Source organism: Plantibacter sp. T3 (assembly GCF_902506515.1).
Taxonomy (GTDB): Bacteria; Actinomycetota; Actinomycetes; order Actinomycetales; family Microbacteriaceae; genus Plantibacter; species Plantibacter auratus.
This window is the reverse complement of sequence record NZ_LR733286.1, coordinates 1,968,077-1,987,949: the sequence shown is the minus strand read 5'-3', so window position 1 is coordinate 1,987,949 and position 19,873 is coordinate 1,968,077. Positions and strand designations below refer to the sequence as shown.

Genomic DNA, 19,873 nt, shown 5'->3' with positions numbered 1-19,873 from the left:
CACACTTGCACCATACGTGCCCGGTAGTGGAAACACCGGGAAGCGGTGCGGTTTTTCGCCGAGTCCGCCGAGGAAATGTGCGACGCGCGCGTCGTCCGAGGGTCAGGAGACGCCGAGGAGGCCGGAGAGCACCATCACCGCGGTGCCACGCAGGACGATGTCGGCGCCCTGCTCGCTCATCCGGATCTGCACGCCGCCGTGGAACTCGGTCATCGTGCGCGCCCGCACGGTCTCGATCGCCGCGTCGAGGAGCACGCCGGCGAGCAACTCCTCCGGGCCGCTCACCACGATCTCCGACAGGTTCAGCGCACCGACGATCGCGGCGAGCGAGACACCGAGGCGCTCCCCTGCCGCGCGCAGGATCTCCTCGCGACGCTGCTCGACCTCCGCGGCGGGAAGATCGCTCGCCTCGGCCGCCGCGAGGAGCTCGCGCAGGTGCGGCACGGCCAGCCAGGCCTCGAGACACCCCCGCTTCCCGCAGGCGCACAGCGGCCCGCCGTCGGTGCCGACGACCACGTGGCCGATCTCACCGGCGGCGAACCGGCTCCCGAAGAGCGGATGGCCGCCCACGAGCAGCCCCGCCCCGACGCCGTTCCCGACGCTCACGAGCATGAGGTCGCCGTCCGCCCCGCCGAAGCTGTACTCCGCGAGCACCGCGGCGTTGGCGTCGTTCGCGACGAGGACCGGCACCTGGGCAACCTGCTCGATCGCCCCCTGGAGGTCGACGTCGGTCCAGCCGAGGTTCGGGGCGCTGCGGACCGTGCCGGTCATGTCGACGACGCCGGGCGAACCGACCCCGATGCCCAGCACCTCGACCGTCGCCTCCTCGACGAGGTCTGCGGCGAGCGCGACGGCCTTCGCGATCGCGTCCGTCCCCGTGGCGCCGTCGAGCGGCACCTCGAGCATCGTCACGACCTCGCCGTCGAGGGTCAGCACAGCACCTCTGAACACCTCGGTGTCGGAGAGGTCGAGGCCGACGATCTGGAACTCGTCGCGGTTGATGTCGATGAGCGTGGCGGGCTTGCCCGGGCGAGAGGTCTCGCGGAGGCCGACCTCGACGATGAGGTTGTCCGCGATGAGCGAGGCGACGAGGTCGGAGATGCTCACCCGGGTCAGGCCGGTGGCGCGGGCGATGTCGGCCCGACTCATGGCACCGCTGGCGAAGAGGGTCTGGAGGACGAGCGCCCGGTTATGACCACGGGCGTGCTCCGGCAGGACCTTCGCGTTCGGCCGCAGCCGCCGCGCCGGGGTGTACGAGAAGGATTCGATCCGCTCCGACGCGATCCCGCCGCCGCTTCCGAATCCACCAGCACTCATGCGATAAGTAAAGCAGGCTGCGCCTCATCGTGCGGCACCGCGATGTCACCCGATGGTCACCGACACGTCGCCCGCCGGGCACCGCTGCGACCCGTACGACGCGGAGCATCATGGGTGTGAGGATCGCAATCGTGACCGAGTCGTTCCTGCCGCAGATGAACGGCGTCACCCACTCCCTGCTCCGCATCATGGAGCACTTCGCGGACCGAGGGGACGAGGTGCTCGTCATCGCCCCCGGCGCCGGAGCCTCGACGCCACGGCTCCACGAGGGCTTCCGGGTGGACGGCGTCCCGTCGATCCCGCTCCCCCGCTACCGGAACGTGCGGGTCGCCGCCGGCGGAGTCGGCCGGATCACCGAGCTCCTCCGCGGCTTCCGCCCCGACGTGGTGCACCTGGCCTCGCCGTTCGTCCTCGGCTGGCGCGGTGTCCAGGCCGCCGAGCGCCTGGGCGTCCCGACCGTCGCCGTGTACCAGACCGACATCCCGGCCTACGCCGGACGGTACGGGTTCCCAGTCGCCGAAGCGTTGCTGTGGCAGCACGTCGAGCGCCTCCACGGCCGGTCGACGCTCACGCTCGCGCCGTCACGACAGTCGATCGCTCAGCTGGAGGCGCACGCCATCCCGCGGGTCCGCCTGTGGGTGCGCGGCGTCGACGCCGTGCGGTTCTCCCCGGAGCGGCGCAGCGAAGCCTGGCGTCGTTCCGTCGCTCCCGGCGGCGAACGGATCGTCGGCTACGTCGGTCGGCTCGCGGCCGAGAAGCAGGTCGAGGACCTCGCGGTGCTCGGTCGGCTTCCGGGCGTCAAGCTCGTCATCGTCGGCGAGGGGCCACTGCGTGCCTCACTCGAACAGCGGCTGCCGAACGCGGTCTTCACCGGATTCCTGGGCGGCGAGGAGCTGGCGGTCGCGATGGCGGGACTGGACGTGTTCGTCCACCCCGGCGAGTCGGAGACCTTCTGCCAGACCATCCAGGAGGCGATGGCCTCTGGCGTACCCGTCGTCGCGACCGGTCGAGGTGGGCCGGTCGACCTCGTGGACTCCAGCCGCACCGGGTGGCTCTACGAACCCGGCAGGCTCGACCAGCTGCGCGGGTTCGTCCAGGACCTCGTGGGCGACGAGGTGAAGCGGGCGGCGTTCGGTGCCGCGGCTCGGGCAGGCGTCCTGCCGCGCAGCTGGAAGAGCGTCAGCAGCGCGCTGATCGGGCACTACAGTGACGCCATCGAGTTGCACGAGGGCGCTCGGGCACGGCGGAGCGGTCTCGACCCGCGCGTTCAGGTGCCTCGGGTCACTCGCCCGGGTACCGGACGCCGATCTGACGCCTGACCTCGTCGAGGGTCTCCATGATCGCGACCGTCTCGGCGAGCGGCATGATGTCGCCGGACAGCCGGCCCTCGGAGGCGAGGCGTTCGAGCTCCCACGCCTGGAAGTGCATCCCACGGCCGTCCACTTCGGAACGGTAGGTCTCCACGACCTCGCCGTCGGTGCCGAACACCCGGAAGGTCGTCGCCGTGTACCAGACGCGGTCGAACTCGATCCAGCCGTCGGTCCCGACGATTGCCGCGCGGTTCGGGCCGACGGTGTTGCTCGCCGACAGGGTGTTCGCCACCTGGCCGTCCGCGTAGCCGAAGAGGGTCGCGACCTGCATGTCCGCCCCCGTGTCGCGGAGCGCGGCCGTGGCCTGGATCGTCGTCGGGGTCCCGAAGACCGACGACGCGAAGGAGACCGGGTACACGCCGAGGTCGAGCAGCGCGCCGCCGCCCAGCTCGAGGTTGTTCATGCGGTGCTCCGGGTCGTCCGAGAGCAGCTGAGTGTGATCGGCGACGAGGCTGCGCGGCTGCCCGATGACGCCGTCGGCAAGCAGCTCGCGGAGCCGGACCATGTGCGGGAGGAACCGGGTCCACATCGCCTCGAGGACGACCAGACCGCGCTCCGCGGCGAGCGCCACGACTGCCTGCGCCTCGGCGGCGTTGAGGGTGAAGGGCTTCTCGATGAGGACATGCTTCCCGGCGTCGAGCGCCAGCACCGCCTGCTCGGCGTGGAACGGGTGCGGGGTCGCGATGTAGATCACGTCGACCTCGGGGTCGGCGGCGAGCGCCTCGTACCCCACGTGGACGTTCGGGATGTCGAACTCGGCGGCGAACGCGGCTGCGGTCTCGGCGGATCGCGAGGCGACGGCCCGGACGTCGAAGCCGTGCCGTCGGAGGTCGGCGGTGAAGCTCTTCGCGACGCCGGCGGGGCCGAGGATGCCCCATCGCAAGCCGGTGGACTGGCCTGCCGCTGGGGTTCCCGTTCCGGTCCGGTCGATGTCCTGCTCCGTCATGGCTCTCCTTCGATGCGCGTTCCAGCAGCCTACTGGAGGGCCTCCGGCGCTCGGGATTTCGGGGGTAGCCCTGCTCGGACTCGCGGCGCCTCGCCGTAGGCTGAGGGTTCGACCGAGCCCCGCCGACCGTGCTGAGGGCCCGGTCCATCCTGGGGGGATGCGTTGTGGGGCCGAAGGAATCGACCGGACGTCGACGTGCGTTGTCGCACGTCCGGACCCTCGCGATCGGTGTCGTCGGTCTCCTCGCCCTCAGCGGCTGCGTCTCGGAGCCGGCCCCGCCTCCGGTGACGGTCGTCGTCACCCAGCAGCCGGACCCGTCGCCCTCGGTCGCCCCGGTGCCCACCTCCACTGCGCGCGACGCGCTGCCTCCTGAACCGGCGCCGATCGTGCCGAACGCGCCGGCGGAACCGGCGGAACCGATTCCGGAGGGCCCCGCGTTCGACCTCGGGCCGAGGGACGGTGCGCTCGGCCCGGTTGTCTCGGACGCCGATGGCAATCCGATCAGTTACACGGTGGTCGCCGGCGACGTGTTCTTCGACATCGCGCAGCGCTTCGACCTGCCGCAGCAGCAGTTGCTCCGCATGAACCCGTCGATCCCCGGCTTCGGACTCGACATCTACATCGGCGACATCGTCAACCTCGACTGGACGACCACGCGTTGAGCCTCGGCGCCCGCCGGTGTCAGCCGAACGGAATGGTGCCCACGAGCACGCCGACGACGAGCATCACGAGCGAGACGATCGCGGCGCGCCACAGGACCTTCTTGTGGTGGTCGCCGAGGTTCACGCTGGCGAGCGAGACGAGCAGGAGGATGGCCGGCACGAGCGGGCTCTGCAGGTGGACCGGCTGACCAGTGATCGACGCCCGCGCCATCTCGACCGGCTCGATGCCGAAGGTCGAGGCGCTCTCGGCCAGCACCGGCAGGATGCCGAAGTAGAACGCGTCGTTGCTCATGAAGAACGTCATCGGGATGCTGAGCACCCCGGTGATGACCGCGAGGAACGGACCGAGCTCCGTCGGGATGATGTCGACGATCCAATCGGCCATCGCGGTGACCATGCCGGTCCCGTTGAGGACGCCGATCAGCACACCGGCCGCGAGCACCATCGAGACGACGCCGACGATGCTCGGGGCGTGGGCGACGATCTCCTTGGACTGCTGCGCGAGCCGCGGGAAGTTCACCAGGAGGGCGATGGCGGTGCCGACCATGAACACGTAGGGCAACGGCACGAGGTCGAGCACGAGCAGCGTCATGACCGCGACCGTGAGCACGAGGTTGACCCAGATGAGTCGCGGGCGCAGGGTGTCGCGCTCGGGGTCGAGCATCGTGTCGGCCATGGCCGTGTCGTCAGGGCGGACGAGGGTCGCGAGGCGCCCACGGGCACTGGTCGAGAAGGTCGTCGACATGCCGCCGGTGAGCGGGTGGTCGGCGGGCCCGGAACCCGAACCCGGTGCGGCGACGCCGGAGGCGCCGTCGCCGAGGAGGTCGACGCCCGCGAGGCGCTTGCGCTCCCCCAGTCCCAGGAACCAGGCGAAGGCGAACACGAGGACGAGGCCGGCGGCGAGCGACGGCAGCATTGGGACGAAGATCTCGGTCGGCGAGACGCCCAGGGCCGAGGCGGCTCGGACGGTCGGCCCACCCCACGGGACGATGTTGAGCGTGCCGTTCGCGAGCCCGGCGACGCAGGTGAGGACGACCGGGTTCATGCCGAGCCGTAGGTAGATCGGCAGCATCGCGGCGGTCGTCACGATGAAGGTCGTCGACCCGTCGCCGTCGAGTGACACCGCGCCCGCCAGGAGCGCCGTACCGACGACGATCTTCGCCGGGTCATTGCCCAGCGCACGGACGATGAACCGGACGAGCGGGTCGAAGAGCCCGACGTCGATCATGATCCCGAAGTACATGATCGCGAACATCAACAGGGCGGCGGTCGGAGCGAGGCTGCCGATCGCCTCGATGACCATGTCGCCGAGCCCGAGTCCGGCGCCGGCGAACAGCCCGAAGACCGTGGGGACGATGATGAGCGCCACCATCGGGGTGAGGCGCTTCGTCATGATCAGCACCATGAAGGTGAGGATCATCGCGAATCCGAGAATGACCAGCATGTCGACTCCTTCGTCTGCGTGCACCGCGGTGTGCACGACGGGACGCGGCGCGGCGACACGGGCGATGGACCGAGCGCGGCGGGCGTTCCCGGAACCGTACGGGAGCGGCACGGAGCTGTCTCGCTTGTGGGCGTTCGGCTCGGATCTGCGGGTTACACGGCCTTCTGCGCATTCTGCTCATCACGCAGTCGACGCCGCCCATCGCCCCGGCGACGTACGATCGGAGCCATGATCGGCGACGAAGCGGAGCGGCCAGGTCGACGACGGGGCGGGCGCTCCAGCTTCGCGGCGCAGGTGCTCGTGCTGCAGCTGGTCGTCGTCATCGCGGTCGTCGCCGTGTGCACGGGCGTGTTCGCCTGGATGAGCAGCGAGCGCCTCGTGCAGGAGGCCCAGTCCACCGCCCTCGCGATCGCCCAGAGTGTCGCGAGCGATCCCGACGTCCGCACCGCCGTGACGCTCGAGGCACGTACCCCGGGGACGCCGACGGCGGCCGACCTCCGGACCGGCCCCCTGCAGGAGCTCGGCCGTGAGGTCGGCGCACGGACCGGGGCGCTCTTCGTGGTCATCACCGACGAGCGCGGGATCCGTCTCGCGCACCCCGACCCCGACCAGCTCGGGCTCCGGGTGAGCACCAGCGCGGAAGCGGCCTTGGCCGGTACGGAGTCGGTCTCGTGGGAGACCGGCACCCTCGGCCCGTCCGCGCGCGCCAAGGTGCCCGTCTTCGCCGCCGAGTCCTCCGACACCGGTGGGGCCGTGGTCTCGTCCGGCGCCGGCGAGGTCGTCGGCGAGATCAGCGTCGGGTTCGCCCCGCAGCGCGTGTTCGCCGACGTCGTGGGCGAGACCATGCTGGTCGCGGGCGCAGCGCTCCTCGCGCTGACGATCGGCCTGGTCGCTTCGATGCTCATCCGGCGCCGGCTGCGGCGGCTGACCCTCGGCCTCGGACCGGAGGAACTCGCCGCGCTCGTGCAGAACCAGGCTGCCGTCCTCGGCGGGGTCGGCGAAGGCGTCCTCGGTGTCTCGCGGGACGGCGTCGTGACGGTGTGCACCGATCAGGCGGCCAGGCTCCTCGACATCGGGTCGGTCGTCGGGCGCCGGTTCGACGACCTCGACCTGCCCGATCCCCTGGTGGACCTCGTCGTGGACGACGCCGCATCGCCGACCTCGGCCCAGCTCGTCGTCGGGTCCCGCGTCCTGTTCGTCGACGTCCGGCCCGTGTCCCAGGACGGCGTCGACCTCGGGCGGGTGGTCGTCGTCCGCGACCGTACCGACGTCGAGGCGCTCACCCGGCGGCTCGACGCGATCGCGACGATGACGACCGCCCTCCGCGCGCAGCGGCACGAGTTCGCGAACCGGTTGCACGCGATCTCCGGACTCCTCGAGACCGGGCAGGACGCCGAGGCCCGCGACTATCTCGCCAACGTGCTCGACCATGGACCGCTGAAGTACCCGGTGCAACACGCGGACCGACTCACCGAGCCCTACCTCCAGGCCTTCCTCGGCGCGAAGGGCGTCGAAGCCGCGGAACGCGGGGTGCTCGTGACCATCGGCTCCGAGACCCTCGTCACCGGCTCCCTGTGCGATCCTGAGGACGTGACCACCGTCCTCGGCAACCTGCTCGACAATGCGGTGAACGCGGCCGTCGCGGGCCGGATCCGACCGGCCTGGGTGGAGGTCGAGGTCCTCGACCACGGCTCCGAGCTGCACTGCTCCGTGATGGACTCGGGCGACGGCGTCGTGGCGACCGGCCAGGACGACGCTCCACCCGCCTCCCCGACCAGCGACCACGGCGCTCTGGACGACGTCCACGGCCACGGGTTCGGTCTGCCGCTCTCACGCGACATCGCCCGTCGTCGAGGAGGGGACGTCTGGTTGGCGTCTCCCGGCGTCCGCGGCGAACACGGAGCGGTCTTCTGCGCGCGGCTCCCCGGGACGGTCGTACCGGCGCCGTCCATGGCGGGAGACGGATGATGGCGGCCGATCTCACCGTGCTGGTCGTCGACGATGACTTCCACGTCGCCCGCCTACACTGCCGGATCGTCGACGAGGTCGACGGGTTCCGTGCGCTCAGTCCTGTCGGGTCTGCTGCCGAGGCCGCACGGACCATCGCCGCCGAGCCGCCCGACCTCGTGCTCCTCGACGGCTACCTTCCCGATCGGAACGGGCTCGAGCTCCTCGTGGACCTCCCGATCGACACCATCGTCGTCTCCGCAGCGTCGGACGGTGCGTCCGTGCGCCGAGCGCTTCGTGCGGGAGCCCTCGGGTATCTGGTGAAGCCGTTCGCGCCCCAGGTGCTCCAGGACCGGCTCGCCGCCTACGCCCGATTCCGCAACGTCCTCGACGAGGCGGTGAACGCCGACCAGGAGAGGATCGAGCGCGCCCTGCGCATCCTGCACTCCGGCGACGCCGGGGCGACGACCCGGTCGAGATCCGCGACGGAGACAGCAGTCCTCGAAGCGGTGTCGGAGGCGGACGGAGAGCGCTCGGCCGCCGAAGTGGCCGAGCTGGTCGGCGTCTCACGCGCGACGGCGCAACGGTATCTCTCCGCGCTGGCCGCTCGAGGGCTCCTGACGACGCAGCTGCGGTACGGGACCACCGGGCGTCCAGAGCACCGGTACGCGCCGCCACCCATCGGCCGCTGAGGCGTCCACACGCCGTCGGCTGGGCGATCCCCCCACGACATCGCCCAGCCCGGCACGTGAACCAACTCTTCACCGATGGAACGCGGAATGCCCCCGCACACCGTGATCCATCCGTCGTCGCACGACGATCAGCAAAGTGAGTTAATCACCCGATTCAGTTTAGGGTGACCTCACGGCGCATGCGTCAGGGCTACCCCCTAACGTGCACCCGACCGCTCAGGCGTCCTGCGCGTCGAAGGCGGCGTCGAGGACGGCGAGCACCTCGGCCTGGCGATCCGCGACGATGACCGCCGCGATGAGGATCCGCCACATGGTGTCGACCGCGTTGAGGAGGTCGGTCCGGCCGGCCAGCAGGTTCGAGATGAGCTGCGTCCCGGTGAAGAACGCGACGAAGGACCTCGCTAGTTCCGCCGGCTCGAGCGGAGACTGCAGCTCACCGAGCTCGATCGAGGCCTGCACCCGCTCCTCGACGCTCGCGATCCACTGCTCGTGGAACGCGGTCGTCGGAGCCTGGATGACGCCCTGCTCAAGGGACAGCCGCAGGCCGGCGCGGGTGATGGGGTCGGTGAGCAGCTGCTCGGTGATGAGGCGGGAGGCCTGGACCAGCCCACCGAACGGCGAGGGCGCGGTGGTCGGCGCGGTCAACGCAGCGATCGAGCGCGTGCTCTGCTCGTTGATGACGGCGATCGCCAGTTCCTCTTTCGAGGGGAAGTAGAAGTAGAGCGAGCCCTGCGTCGTCCCCGCCTCGCGGGCGATGTCCGACAGGCTCGCCTGTCCGTAGCCGACCCGGTCGAACATGCGGGCGGCACCTTCGACGACGGTCTGGCGTCGTTCATGACCTCGTTGCTGCTGTGGTCGTCGTTCGGGCATGTGCGTTTCCTGCTTCTGTCATCCCCCGATTCAGGGATAAGCGTACCCACTCCGAGCTGAGAAGACGGTGTCGAACGCGGCAGATATTCGGAACAAGTCGACCGACTTGATCGCGAGAAGATCCCGGTCGGGTCGCAAAAGGGCGCATCGAGGGTGTCATCACCGACCGCGACCGAGCGGACTCACTCGCGTCGGGTGACCAGGGCGAACCGTTCGCGGAGCTCAGGTGCGTCGGCGAACGGTCGCCAGCACAGGCCGTCGTCCTCCCGCATCGCAGCTACCGGACGGAGGGCGACGAGTCGCTCACCGAAGCGCAGGGCGTCGAGGAACAGGGTGTCGTTCCCCGCGTCGATCGTCAGCGAGCGCGGGTACCAGCCGCGCGCCGCGAGCGCGCCGGCCAACCAGGCCGAGTACGCCGGGTCCTTGCCGGGCTCGGGACGGAGCAGCTCCTGGTCGGCGAGATCGGACCACTCGATGACGTCCTTCGCCGACAGCGGGTGCGCGGCGCGCATGACGACGCCGAGCGGCAGCGCAGCGATCTCCTCTGCGGCGAGCTCGTCCGGCAGCTCCATCGGCAGACGCACGATGGTGGCGTCGAGACGACCGGTGGTGACGAGGTGCAGCTGCTCGACCGGTTCGATCGCGACGGCGACCGCCGGGACGTCGATGCGGCGACCGGCCTCGGAGACGACCGCGTCCCACGTCGTCGGCGGACGGCCGACCCGGATGTGCCGAGCCGGTGACGCGGGATCCATGTCGGCGACGACGTCGATGAAGGTGCGGACCTTCAACAGGAAGCGCTGCCCCTCACGCGTCGGGCGGTACTCCTCCCCCAGGACGCTGAACAGCTCGACCCCGAGCGCGGCCTCGAGCCGCCGCAGCTGCTGCGCCAGGCTCGGCTGTGCGACCCCGAGCAGGTTCGCCGCGGCACCGAGCGTCCGAGCATCCGCGACGACCACGGCCGACCGCAGCTGACGAAGGGTGATGGCGTCGCGTTCGAGTTGGCGGTGGAGGTCGTGCGTCATGGTTCGAGCCTACGGCGTGCTCGCAGCCCTACCCGACAGGCGAAGCCGTGCTCGCCTGGACGACCGTACCTCCGACTGTGCCCCTGGAGGGACTCGAACCCCCAACCCTTTCCTTAGGACGGAACTGCTCTTCCATTGAGCTACAGAGGCTGACCCGTCGAGTTTAGCCGGTCGCTCAGGCGGCGGGCGCCAGGTACTGCTCCCAGTCGGGCTCCGAGCGCTCGACGCCCCGCACCATCCACTGCGAGCCGTGCGGCGTCCCCGGTGAGACCCGGAGGCTCCAGTTCATCTCCATCGGCGTGCGGTCGCCCTTCACGTTGTTGCAGCGCAGACAGCAGGCCACGAGGTTCTCCCAGCTGTCCACACCCCCGCGCGAGCGCGGCTGCACGTGGTCGATCGTCGTCGCCGCCTTCCCGCAGTAGGCGCAACGGTGGCCGTCACGGCGCAGCACCCCGCGGCGGGTCACGGGCACCCGGCGGGCGTTCGGGATCCGGACGTATCTGGTGAGCAGGATGACCGACGGCCGATCGAACGATCCGCTCGTCGCCACCACGGGATGCGAGGAGTCGATCTCGACGACGGTCGCCTTGTGATGCATCACGAGCACGAGGGCCCGCTTGAACGAGACGATCGCGAGCGGCTCGTAGCCCGCGTTCAACACCAGTGTGCGCATGCACGTTCCCTTCCGAAGGGCCACGACGGCTGCCGCGACCGGTCGACGATCACCACCTGCAGCGTCCGTGACGCGCCGGATCGAGTCGTCTCCGGGGAACAAAAAAGGGCACTGTCATGACGACAGCACCCTCTTGACCCACGGCGGAGCCGCGGCACGCTTGGCTGGAATGCCGCAGCACGTAGAGGCCGCGACCATTCGCGACCACGTGGCGACGTATAGCGTGCATCAGCTCCTGAACCTCTCCGAGTTGCAGAGCACCAGATTAACCCACACCGACCGGATTTCCGCACGTTGCAGGAGAATTCCCCTCCGCGCCACCTCTGCTTCGACCGGCGGACACCGCATGGTCGCGAACGGTGACCCCGCATCGACGACGAATCGCGTCCCTCCGACGGAGGGACGCGATCCAGGTCGAGCGGGTCGGATCAGCCGACGCCCGGCGGGTAGAGGTAGAGCGCCACGGCACTCGCGGCGATGGTGCGCGTGTTGTAGCTGTGACGCGCGGACCCCCAGTTGTACTCCTCCAGGGTGACCGTCCCGTCGGCGTTGACCGACTGCACGTAGGCGACGTGGTTGTAGTTGAACCAGGCGACGGAGCCGGCGATGGCGTTGGTCCCCTTGTTGTACTGCCACGAGTCCGCCCAGCCGTAGGCACTGCTCGGCGGCAGGCCGTTGCCCCAGGTGAAGGCCCAGTTCCCGCTCGGCGTGCCCGCGTCGCGGTTGAGTCGCCAGGCGACGAAGTCCACGCACTCACGGTAGTAGTAGCGCAGTGGCGAGAGCCCGCCGCCCTCGTCGTCGGTCGCCTGGTCGAACCAGGGGTAGTCGTCGCCGGCCTGGCGTGCGCCGACGGTGATCGAGTAGGTGGCGTTGCTGGCAGCTGCCGCGGCGTCGAGCTGCCGCTGGCGCTCGGCGAGCTCGTCCGGCGTCGTCGCACTGTAGAGATCGCGAGAGATCGGCGCGTCGGCCACCTTGTCGGAAGCGACGACGCTCTGGGCGCCGGAGGTCTTCAACTGCTCCGAGGCGGACGTCCCGTACGTGGTCTGCGCGCTGCTGCTCGCCGCATACGCCGGGAGGGCGACGGTGGCGACCAGTGCCGGCACGAGGAAGGCCATGGTGGCGACGCCGCGGACGGATCCGGGTCGGGCTCCGGACGGCTTCGGCTTGCGCACGGCGACCGTCGACGCGGTCCGCTTGACCGGGGGCTTGCTGCGGGCGACGCGGTCCGCGCCGGTGCGGAGCGGAGCGACGGTCGCGAACGAGGTGTCGGTGGCGGACGTCACGGTGAAGGATTGCGGGGTCGTCGGCTCCGGCGCGGCGGGCTTCGTCAGCGGCCGCTCGTCGAGACGGACCTCGCCGGTCGTGACGGCGGCGTCGGCCTCCTCGACCACGGCATCGTCGAGGATGATCTCGGGGTGCTCGACGGGTGCGTCCGGAGCGACGTCGGCGACGAGCGCGTCGTCGGTTGCCGACTGGGACGAGGTGGTCGGGTCCGCCTGCTTCGCGGCCTGCTCCTGGAGTCGGAGCTGCTTCCGGGTGAGGGGGACGTTCGGGGTCGTCTCGGCCTGTTCGGGGCCGCTCTCGCCAGCTGCAGTCAAGTGGATTCCTCCGGCACCCCGCATGAGCGACGACGATCGCGGTGTGGCGATCGGCATGGCGCAGCCCCATCCGACGATTGATGTCGGTTCGTGTGGCCGAGGGACGGGCTAGGGGGTGCCTCGGTCGTCTTCCTGGGGCCAGATCATGGCCTTCAGGACGAGTGACAGCCTACGGGTTACCCCTCAGAAAGTCACGTTTCGATCACGGGAAAACGGGCACATGAGGGAATCCTCATACACGTCTCATGCTCACGCGGCAGGGGTCTCCACGAAGATGTGCGTCGCGAGCTCGTTGGGCAGCTCGAGGCCGCCCTCGACACCGTCGATGGTGACGAGCACGTAGCCGCCCGCTGCCGCGAAGGTTCCCGAGCGACCCGGCATGACGCCGGCCTGCTTCAGCTGCAGGAGGAGTTCGGGGTCGACCTGCGCCGGTTCGCCGAGACGTCGGACCGTCGCCGTGACCGGCTCGGAGCGTCCTTCGACGAGGCCGACGATGTTGATGACGCCCTGCGAGAAGGCGACGGCGGGGCTGTCGCCGAACTCGTCGAGTCCGGGGATCGGGGTGCCGTAGGGCGACTCGGTGGGGTGGTTGAGCATGTCGAGCAGCTTGCGCTCGACCTGCTCACTCATGACGTGTTCCCAGCGACAGGCTTCCTCGTGGACGAACTCCCACTCGAGCCCGATGACGTCGCTCAGGAGGCGCTCAGCCAGGCGGTGCTTCCGCATGACGTGTACCGCCTTGCGTCGGCCCGGTTCGGTGAGCTCGAGGTGCCGGTCGCCCGACACGACGACGAGTCCGTCGCGCTCCATCCGACCGACCGTCTGCGAGACCGTCGGTCCGGAGTGCCCGAGGCGCTCGGAGATCCGCGCACGAAGCGGGATGATGTTCTCCTCCTCGAGCTCCAGAATGGTGCGGAGATACATCTCTGTGGTGTCAATCAAATCGGTCATCGACGCCCTCCCTGCCCGATTGCACGTTCCCGGTAAGCCTAGTGCGCGGCGGCGACGTTCCCGCGCCAAGCCACTCCGCCCCGCGTGGACGCATCCGGGCACCGTGGCACGACGCCATGAGGCCCTCGCCTCTAGAATCGCCGTATGCCGGAGATCACGATTCCCACGTCCCTTCTGCCCGCCGATGGTCGATTCGGCTGCGGCCCCTCCAAGATCCGACCTGAGCAGATCGCAGCGCTCTCCGCGGCCGGCCTGTCCCTCCTCGGCACCTCCCACCGTCAGGCTCCCGTCAAGCAGCTCGTCGGCCGCGTGCGCGCCGGCCTGGCCGACTTGTTCCGCGCCCCCGAGGGCTACGAGATCATCGTCGGCAACGGCGGCTCCACCGCGTTCTGGGACGCGGCCGCCTTCGGCCTCATCGAGGAGCGCAGCCAGCACCTCGTCTTCGGCGAGTTCGGCGGCAAGTTCGCCAAGGCGGCGGGCGCCCCGTGGCTCACCGCTCCGGACGTCCGTGAGGTGCCGGGTGGATCCCGCATCGATCCCGAGGTGGTCGAGGGCGTCGACGTGTACGCCTGGCCGCACAACGAGACCTCGACCGGCGTCATGGCCCCGGTGCGACGCGTGTCCGGCGACACCGGCGCCCTCACAGTGATCGACGCGACGAGCGCCGCGGGTGGTGTGGACTTCGACGCGAGCCAGGCGGACGTCTACTACTTCGCACCGCAGAAGAACTTCGCATCCGACGGCGGCCTGTGGTTCGCGCTCTGCTCCCCCGCGGCGATCGAGCGCATCGAACGGATCGCGGCGAGCGGCCGCTACATCCCGGAGTTCCTGAGCCTGAAGAACGCGGTCGACAACTCCCGGCTCGAGCAGACGCTCAACACTCCCGCGTTGTCGACGCTCGTGCTCCTCGAGGAGCAGATCTCGTGGATCAACGGCAACGGCGGCCTCGCCTGGGCATCGGCACGGACGGCCGAGTCCTCCGGCGCCCTGTACGAGTGGGCCGAGCGCACCTCCTACACGACGCCGTTCGTGACGAACCCCGACCACCGCTCGCAGGTCGTCGTCACGATCGACTTCGACGACGCCATCGACGCCGCGCTGGTCGCGAAGACCCTGCGGGCGAACGGCATCGTCGACACCGAGCCCTACCGCAAGCTCGGCCGCAACCAGCTGCGCGTCGCGACCTTCACGGCGATCGACCCCGCAGACGTCCGTCAGCTCATCGCGAGCATCGAACACGTCGTCGGGGCGCTCTGATCCGTCTCCCCCGCTGAACGCCGAACGGGCGGTCGAACCCTCTCGAGGTTCGGCCGCCCGTTCGTCTGTCTCGCGGTGTGCGAGTGCTACTCGTCCTCGAACCGGTCGTCGTCCTCGTCGGAGTCGTCGTCATCCGAGTCGTCCTCGTCCTCGTCCGAGTCGTCGTCATCCGAGTCGTCCGACGCCGCATCGACGTCGTCCTCGTCGTACTCGAGTTCGATGCCGTCGCGGTCGCGGTCGCGGGGATCCCCGGACAGCGCGACATCGTCGTCGTCGAACTCGTCGGTGTCGTCCGCGTCGTCGAGCGCGTCGTCAGCCGCAGCCGCTGCCGCTGCCTCCTGCGCGGCGCGGTAGTCCGCGAGGCGTTCCGACCACGGCACCCACTGCGGAGCCAGCAACGCGCCGTCGCCGGGCATCAGCTCCGTCTCGAGCACGTTGGGCGCGGTGTCGTCGGCGGTCCGCGAGAGCGTCACCGTCCAGAACCATCCGGGGTAGCCCGCCATCGTGTTCGCGAACAGCAGCGAGACGACGTGATCATCGACCACGACGTGCCCGGCCGGCTCACCGACCGTGCTCGCGGGCGTGATCTCCTGCAGCGCTTCGCGCGCGAGCTCCACGGCGGCGATCAGGGTCTCGTCCGGCACGGGTGCCGGGGTCGACTCGCCATCGGTGCCGTCGTCCGAGCGATGCTCGTCCGACTCGGCTCGTGTGTCCGTGTCGGCCGGGATGTCGCGATCCTCGACGGGCGTCTCCTGATCGGCGTCAGGCATCCAGCTCGTCCGCGACCTTGCGCAGCACGGCAGCGATCTTCGTGCTGTGACTGCTGTTCGGGTACTTGCCGCGGCGCAGGTCGCCGCCGATGCCGTCGAGGAGCTTCACGAGGTCCTCGACGATGATCGCCATGTCGTCGGCCGGCTTGCGCTTCAGCTTGACGAGGCTGGGCGGAGCCTCGAGGACGCGCACGGACAGCGCCTGGGCGCCGCGCTTGCCGTCGGCGATGCCGAACTCGAGCCGCGTCCCCGGCTTCACGCCGGCCGTGCCCGCGGGCAGTGCGGAAGCGTGCAGGAAGACCTCCTGGCCGTCATCGGAGCTGATGAAGCCGAAGCCCTTCTCCTCGTCGTAGAACTTGACCTTGCCGGTGGGCATGGGAACCTCGCTGTGTGTCGTGCGCAGAAAATGCAGCGCCGTGCGGTGATCGCGCAGGAAGCGCGATCGAGAGGACCATCGGTCCTCGGCCCCCAGCCTATTCGGTGCAGCAGCCGCGTGCCTCTATCCTGGGAGCGTGACTGATGAGCAGACGCCGAGCATCTCGCGGCCCGAACGGATCCTGGCCTACATGGTCGTGACGATCGTCGCCGTCTCGATCGCCGCGTTCGTCGCGGTGATGGTCGGCACCGCCACCGGCCTCGAGCAGGGCGACTTCGCCGTCGGCGTCTGGCCGGTCGTGACGATCCTGCCGCTCGTCGGACTCCCCATCGCCTTCCTGATGCTGATCACGCTCATCATCGTGGGTGCCGTACGACGGTCTCGCGAGTCCCGCGGTCAGTCGCCGCGCTGACGACCATGGGCGAGGCCTTCGCGATCGCGCGCCGCCTCCGGGAGCTCCCGGACGACGCGCTCCGCCGGCTGACTCCCGACCGCAGGGCCTCCTCCGCCCGCATCGCGGACTTCTTCGACTTCGCCGAGGCCCTGTTGGACGATGCGAGCGTCGCCCGCCGGATGGCACTGCTCGACCGGGACACCCTCGCAGTGCTCGCCGCCGCGCTGGACGGGACCGAGCGCCACTCGCTCGCGACCACGCTCGGACGCGAGCAGTCGGAGGTGGATGCCGCCCTGGAGCGGCTGGAGCGGGACATCCTCGTGCTGGACGACGGAGCCGGTCCGATCAGGCCGGTGAGCGCGGTGGCCGCGGTGTTCGAGGAGTGGACGGCGAGCGGCAGACCAGGCCGAGCAGAACTCCGACTTCCGGCGGCGGCGCCGACGTCCCACGCGACCCGCCCCTCGCCCGACACGGACGCCCTCGCGAGCGAGCGAGCGGCCGGCGCGGTCGGCATCGTCGGCGAGAGCCTCCATGAACTCGACCGCGAGCCCGCACGCCTGCTCGGCCGTGGAGCCCCGTCCATGCCGGACCTCAAACGGCTCGCAGCCGCGGCGGCGAGCACGCCCGACCAGATCGAGCTCGCCCTGTCCGTGGCGTCGGCTGCCGGGCTCACGGACGCGATCGGCTCCGCCATCCGCCTGAGCGAGGTCGGCGAGGCCTGGCTGGCGTCGGCCACCGCGGAACGCTGGCTCCGTCTCGCGACAGCCTGGCGCGACGCGATCCCGGCCACGATCCGCGATCGCATCCTGACGGCGTACCGGCGCGGTTCCGTCGACCTGGTCGAAGAGCTCAGCTGGTGGTACCCGTTGGCGGAGGATGCCGTCGTGGCGCCGACGCGGGCGGTCGACGCGGTCGCCGAGCTGCTCGGGATCACCGTCGACGGCGCGACCAGCGGATTCGGACGACTCCTCGTCGACGACCACGCGGCCGACGCGGCCTCGACGCTCGCGTCCATGCTCCCCGCCGAGGTGTCGCAGGTCGTCCTCCAGGACGACCTGACGGTCATCGCGCTCGGTCCCCCGACGGCGGAACTCGACGTGCGACTCCGGGCCCTCGCGGAGCCGGAGGGGCGCGCTCAGGCGTCGAGGTACCGCATCACGACCGCGAGCGTCACCCGGGCCCTCGCCGACGGAGACACGGCCGAGGACCTGCTCGCGTACCTCGAGTCGATCTCCCTGACCGGCGTCCCTCAACCCCTGCGGTACCTCGTGTCCGAGGCCGCTTCCCGATTCGGCCTCGTCCGCGTCGGGACGATCCGCGCGTCGGCCGACGCCTCGGCCGACCCTGGACGCAGCAGCTACATCCGCTCCGAGGACGCCGGCCTGATCGCGGCGATCTCGGTCGACCAGAGCCTCGTGGCGCTCGGTCTCCGTCCGAGCGACGAGCACCGGCTCACCAGCCGGATCGAGGCGGCGACGGTCTACTGGGCGCTCCACGACGCGCGCTACCCGGTGGTCGCGGAGGACGACGGCGGCGCACCGCTCCGGATCCGCCGGCAGCCGGTCATGCGCACCAACCTCTCCGCTCCGGCCGCCTCGACGGAACCGGATCTGGTGTCGCGGCTCCGCGCCGACGACAGCGGCGACACGAGCAGCGCATGGTTGGCCAAGCAACTGGAGATCGCCGTCCGCGACCACACGCCGGTCACCGTGCAGCTGCAGCACGGCGAGCGCCGATCCACGTTCACGATCGAACCGGTGAGCCTTGCCGGCGGTCGCCTGCGCGGTCTGGACCGGTCGGCCGACGTCGAACGCACCCTGCCGCTCGCGATGATCACCGAGGTCCGGATCGCCGGCTGAGCGCTCGCTCAGGGGGTTGCGCACCGGATCCGCCGGTAGACTCGACCGTTATGTCTGATGGACCACTGATCGTCCAAAGCGACCGCACCGTGCTGCTCGAGGTCGCCCACCCGCTCGCCGAGGACGCCCGCCACGATCTCTCGGTGTTCGCCGAGCTCGAACGCGCGCCGGAGCACATCCACACCTACCGGATCACCCGTCTCGGACTCTGGAACGCACGGGCCGCCGGGCACGATGCCGACCAGATGATCGAGACGCTGGAGCGGTACTCGAAGTTCGCCATCCCCGCGTCCGTGACGATCGACATGCGCGAGACCGTCAACCGCTACGGCCGGCTCGTGATCGAACGCTCCGAGGAGGGCGAGCTCGTCCTCCGCTCCACGGACCTCCCGATCCTGACCGAGGTGGCCGGCGCCAAGCGGATCGCGCCCCTCCTCATCGGGCACCCGACGCCGGACACCTTCCTCGTCGAGCCGTGGGCACGCGGTGCGCTCAAGCAGGAACTCGTGAAGCTGGGCTGGCCCGCCGAGGACCTCGCCGGGTACACCGCTGGCACGCCGCACCAGATCGACCTGGTCGAGGACGGCTGGCACCTCCGCGACTATCAGCAGCAGGCGGTCGACAACTTCTTCTCCGGCGGTTCCGGCGTCGTGGTGCTCCCCTGTGGTGCGGGCAAGACCCTGGTCGGCGCCGGGGCGATGGCGACGGCGTCCACCAACACCCTGATCCTCGTCACGAACACGGTGTCGGCACGGCAGTGGCGCGACGAGCTGTTGAAGCGCACCTCCCTCACCGCCGAGGAGATCGGCGAGTACTCGGGGCAGGTGAAGGAGGTCAAGCCGGTCACGATCGCGACCTACCAGATCCTCACGGCCAAGCGGAAGGGCGAGTACGCCCACCTCGCACTGCTCGACGCCATGGACTGGGGCCTCGTGGTCTACGACGAGGTGCACCTGCTCCCGGCACCCGTCTTCAAGCTCACCGCCGAGCTGCAGGCGCGGCGTCGCCTCGGCCTGACGGCGACGCTCATCCGGGAGGACGGCCGCGAGGGCGACGTCTTCTCGCTCATCGGCCCGAAGCGGTTCGACGCCCCGTGGAAGGAGATCGAGGCGCAGGGCTTCATCTCCCCCGCCGCGTGCTTCGAGGTGCGCGTCGACCTGCCCCAGGCGGACCGACTCACCTACGCCGCATCCGCCGACGACGAGCGATACCGCCTCGCGGCGACCGCCCCGGCGAAGCTCGACGTCGTCCGGCAGCTCGTCGAACGGCACCGTGGCGAGCAGATCCTCGTCATCGGGCAGTACCTCGATCAGATCGAGGAGCTGGCAGAGACGCTCGGTGCCCCGCAGTTGACGGGCGCAACGCCGGTCGACGAGCGCGAACGGCTCTATCAGGCCTTCCGCGACGGCACCGAGCAGGTGCTCGTCGTCTCGAAGGTCGCGAACTTCTCGGTCGACCTGCCCGAAGCGACCGTCGCCATCCAGGTGTCGGGATCGTTCGGTTCACGACAGGAGGAGGCGCAGCGTCTCGGCCGCCTGTTGCGCCCGAAGTCCACGGGACTCACCGCGAGCTTCTACACGCTGGTGTCGCGCGACACGGTCGATCAGGAGTTCGCGCAGAACCGCCAACGCTTCCTCGCCGAACAGGGCTACAGCTACACGATCCTCGACGCCCACGCCCTGCAGACCGCGTGAACCACGCTCTCAGAAAAGTCTCAAGAAA

At 70.1% G+C, this 19,873-nt stretch carries 18 protein-coding genes and 1 tRNA gene; 8 read left to right on the top strand and 11 right to left on the bottom strand.

Annotated features, from left to right (window positions below):
- Positions 1-102: 102 nt before the first annotated feature.
- Complete coding sequence (locus tag GV015_RS09570) at positions 103-1,317, bottom strand: ROK family transcriptional regulator (RefSeq protein WP_124768906.1); 1,215 nt, start codon at positions 1,315-1,317, stop codon at positions 103-105.
- Positions 1,318-1,433: 116 nt separating this feature from the next.
- Here GV015_RS09570 and GV015_RS09565 point away from each other — a divergent pair, with 116 nt between their 5' ends.
- Positions 1,434-2,636, top strand: coding sequence for a glycosyltransferase family 1 protein (locus tag GV015_RS09565; RefSeq protein ID WP_159878086.1), 1,203 nt, complete (start codon positions 1,434-1,436; stop codon positions 2,634-2,636).
- On the opposite strand, the gene GV015_RS09560 is transcribed toward GV015_RS09565, so the two are convergent.
- On the bottom strand, positions 2,599-3,633 hold the full coding sequence (locus GV015_RS09560; protein ID WP_159878084.1) for a Gfo/Idh/MocA family protein: 1,035 nt from the start codon (positions 3,631-3,633) through the stop codon (positions 2,599-2,601). The two genes, GV015_RS09565 and GV015_RS09560, sit on opposite strands and share 38 nt — an antisense overlap.
- 164 nt (positions 3,634-3,797) lie before the next feature.
- Here GV015_RS09560 and GV015_RS09555 point away from each other — a divergent pair, with 164 nt between their 5' ends.
- Positions 3,798-4,295, top strand: coding sequence for a LysM peptidoglycan-binding domain-containing protein (locus tag GV015_RS09555; protein WP_159878082.1), 498 nt, complete (start codon positions 3,798-3,800; stop codon positions 4,293-4,295).
- 19 nt (positions 4,296-4,314) lie between these two features.
- On the opposite strand, the gene GV015_RS09550 is transcribed toward GV015_RS09555, so the two are convergent.
- Positions 4,315-5,739: a CitMHS family transporter gene (locus GV015_RS09550; protein WP_124768902.1), complete on the bottom strand. Its 1,425-nt coding sequence runs from the start codon at positions 5,737-5,739 to the stop codon at positions 4,315-4,317.
- Positions 5,740-5,967: 228 nt separating this feature from the next.
- Between GV015_RS09550 and GV015_RS09545 the strand changes: the two genes are divergently transcribed.
- Both GV015_RS09545 and GV015_RS09540 read left to right on the top strand, forming a co-directional pair.
- Complete coding sequence (locus tag GV015_RS09545) at positions 5,968-7,707, top strand: ATP-binding protein (protein WP_159878080.1); 1,740 nt, start codon at positions 5,968-5,970, stop codon at positions 7,705-7,707.
- Positions 7,707-8,378, top strand: a complete 672-nt coding sequence (locus tag GV015_RS09540) for a response regulator (protein ID WP_159878078.1) — start codon at positions 7,707-7,709, stop codon at positions 8,376-8,378. Before GV015_RS09545 ends, GV015_RS09540 begins: the two co-directional genes overlap by 1 nt.
- A gap of 216 nt (positions 8,379-8,594) precedes the next feature.
- On the opposite strand, the gene GV015_RS09535 is transcribed toward GV015_RS09540, so the two are convergent.
- The 6 genes from GV015_RS09535 to GV015_RS09510 form a co-directional block, all read right to left on the bottom strand.
- On the bottom strand, positions 8,595-9,248 hold the full coding sequence (locus GV015_RS09535; protein ID WP_079705384.1) for a ScbR family autoregulator-binding transcription factor: 654 nt from the start codon (positions 9,246-9,248) through the stop codon (positions 8,595-8,597).
- A 182-nt stretch (positions 9,249-9,430) separates the two neighbouring features.
- Positions 9,431-10,273: a LysR family transcriptional regulator gene (locus GV015_RS09530; protein ID WP_079705383.1), complete on the bottom strand. Its 843-nt coding sequence runs from the start codon at positions 10,271-10,273 to the stop codon at positions 9,431-9,433.
- A gap of 78 nt (positions 10,274-10,351) precedes the next feature.
- Positions 10,352-10,423, bottom strand: a tRNA-Arg gene (locus GV015_RS09525).
- Positions 10,424-10,448: 25 nt separating this feature from the next.
- Positions 10,449-10,946: an HNH endonuclease gene (locus tag GV015_RS09520; protein WP_079001921.1), complete on the bottom strand. Its 498-nt coding sequence runs from the start codon at positions 10,944-10,946 to the stop codon at positions 10,449-10,451.
- 428 nt (positions 10,947-11,374) lie between these two features.
- Positions 11,375-12,544 (bottom strand): CHAP domain-containing protein, encoded by a 1,170-nt coding sequence (locus GV015_RS09515; RefSeq protein ID WP_159878076.1) that lies wholly within the window; start codon positions 12,542-12,544, stop codon positions 11,375-11,377.
- A gap of 249 nt (positions 12,545-12,793) precedes the next feature.
- Complete coding sequence (locus GV015_RS09510; RefSeq protein WP_079705381.1) at positions 12,794-13,495, bottom strand: metal-dependent transcriptional regulator; 702 nt, start codon at positions 13,493-13,495, stop codon at positions 12,794-12,796.
- A 144-nt stretch (positions 13,496-13,639) separates the two neighbouring features.
- Between GV015_RS09510 and serC the strand changes: the two genes are divergently transcribed.
- A complete protein-coding gene (gene serC / locus GV015_RS09505) occupies positions 13,640-14,752 on the top strand; it encodes a phosphoserine transaminase (RefSeq protein ID WP_159878074.1) in 1,113 nt (370 codons plus the stop codon).
- An 86-nt stretch (positions 14,753-14,838) separates the two neighbouring features.
- On the opposite strand, the gene GV015_RS09500 is transcribed toward serC, so the two are convergent.
- Entirely contained in the window at positions 14,839-15,522 is a 684-nt protein-coding gene (locus GV015_RS09500; RefSeq protein ID WP_159878072.1) for a DUF3027 domain-containing protein, read from the bottom strand.
- Positions 15,515-15,898, bottom strand: coding sequence for a cold-shock protein (locus GV015_RS09495; RefSeq protein WP_079705376.1), 384 nt, complete (start codon positions 15,896-15,898; stop codon positions 15,515-15,517). Before GV015_RS09495 ends, GV015_RS09500 begins: the two co-directional genes overlap by 8 nt.
- 136 nt (positions 15,899-16,034) lie before the next feature.
- Between GV015_RS09495 and GV015_RS09490 the strand changes: the two genes are divergently transcribed.
- The 3 genes from GV015_RS09490 to GV015_RS09480 are packed head-to-tail and all read left to right on the top strand — an operon-like array spanning position 16,035 to position 19,845.
- Positions 16,035-16,310: a multidrug ABC transporter ATPase gene (locus tag GV015_RS09490; RefSeq protein WP_124768896.1), complete on the top strand. Its 276-nt coding sequence runs from the start codon at positions 16,035-16,037 to the stop codon at positions 16,308-16,310.
- Between the two features lie 5 nt (positions 16,311-16,315).
- A complete protein-coding gene (locus GV015_RS09485) occupies positions 16,316-18,151 on the top strand; it encodes a helicase-associated domain-containing protein (RefSeq protein WP_159878070.1) in 1,836 nt (611 codons plus the stop codon).
- A gap of 50 nt (positions 18,152-18,201) precedes the next feature.
- A complete protein-coding gene (locus GV015_RS09480; protein WP_159878068.1) occupies positions 18,202-19,845 on the top strand; it encodes a DNA repair helicase XPB in 1,644 nt (547 codons plus the stop codon).
- Positions 19,846-19,873: the final 28 nt, after the last annotated feature.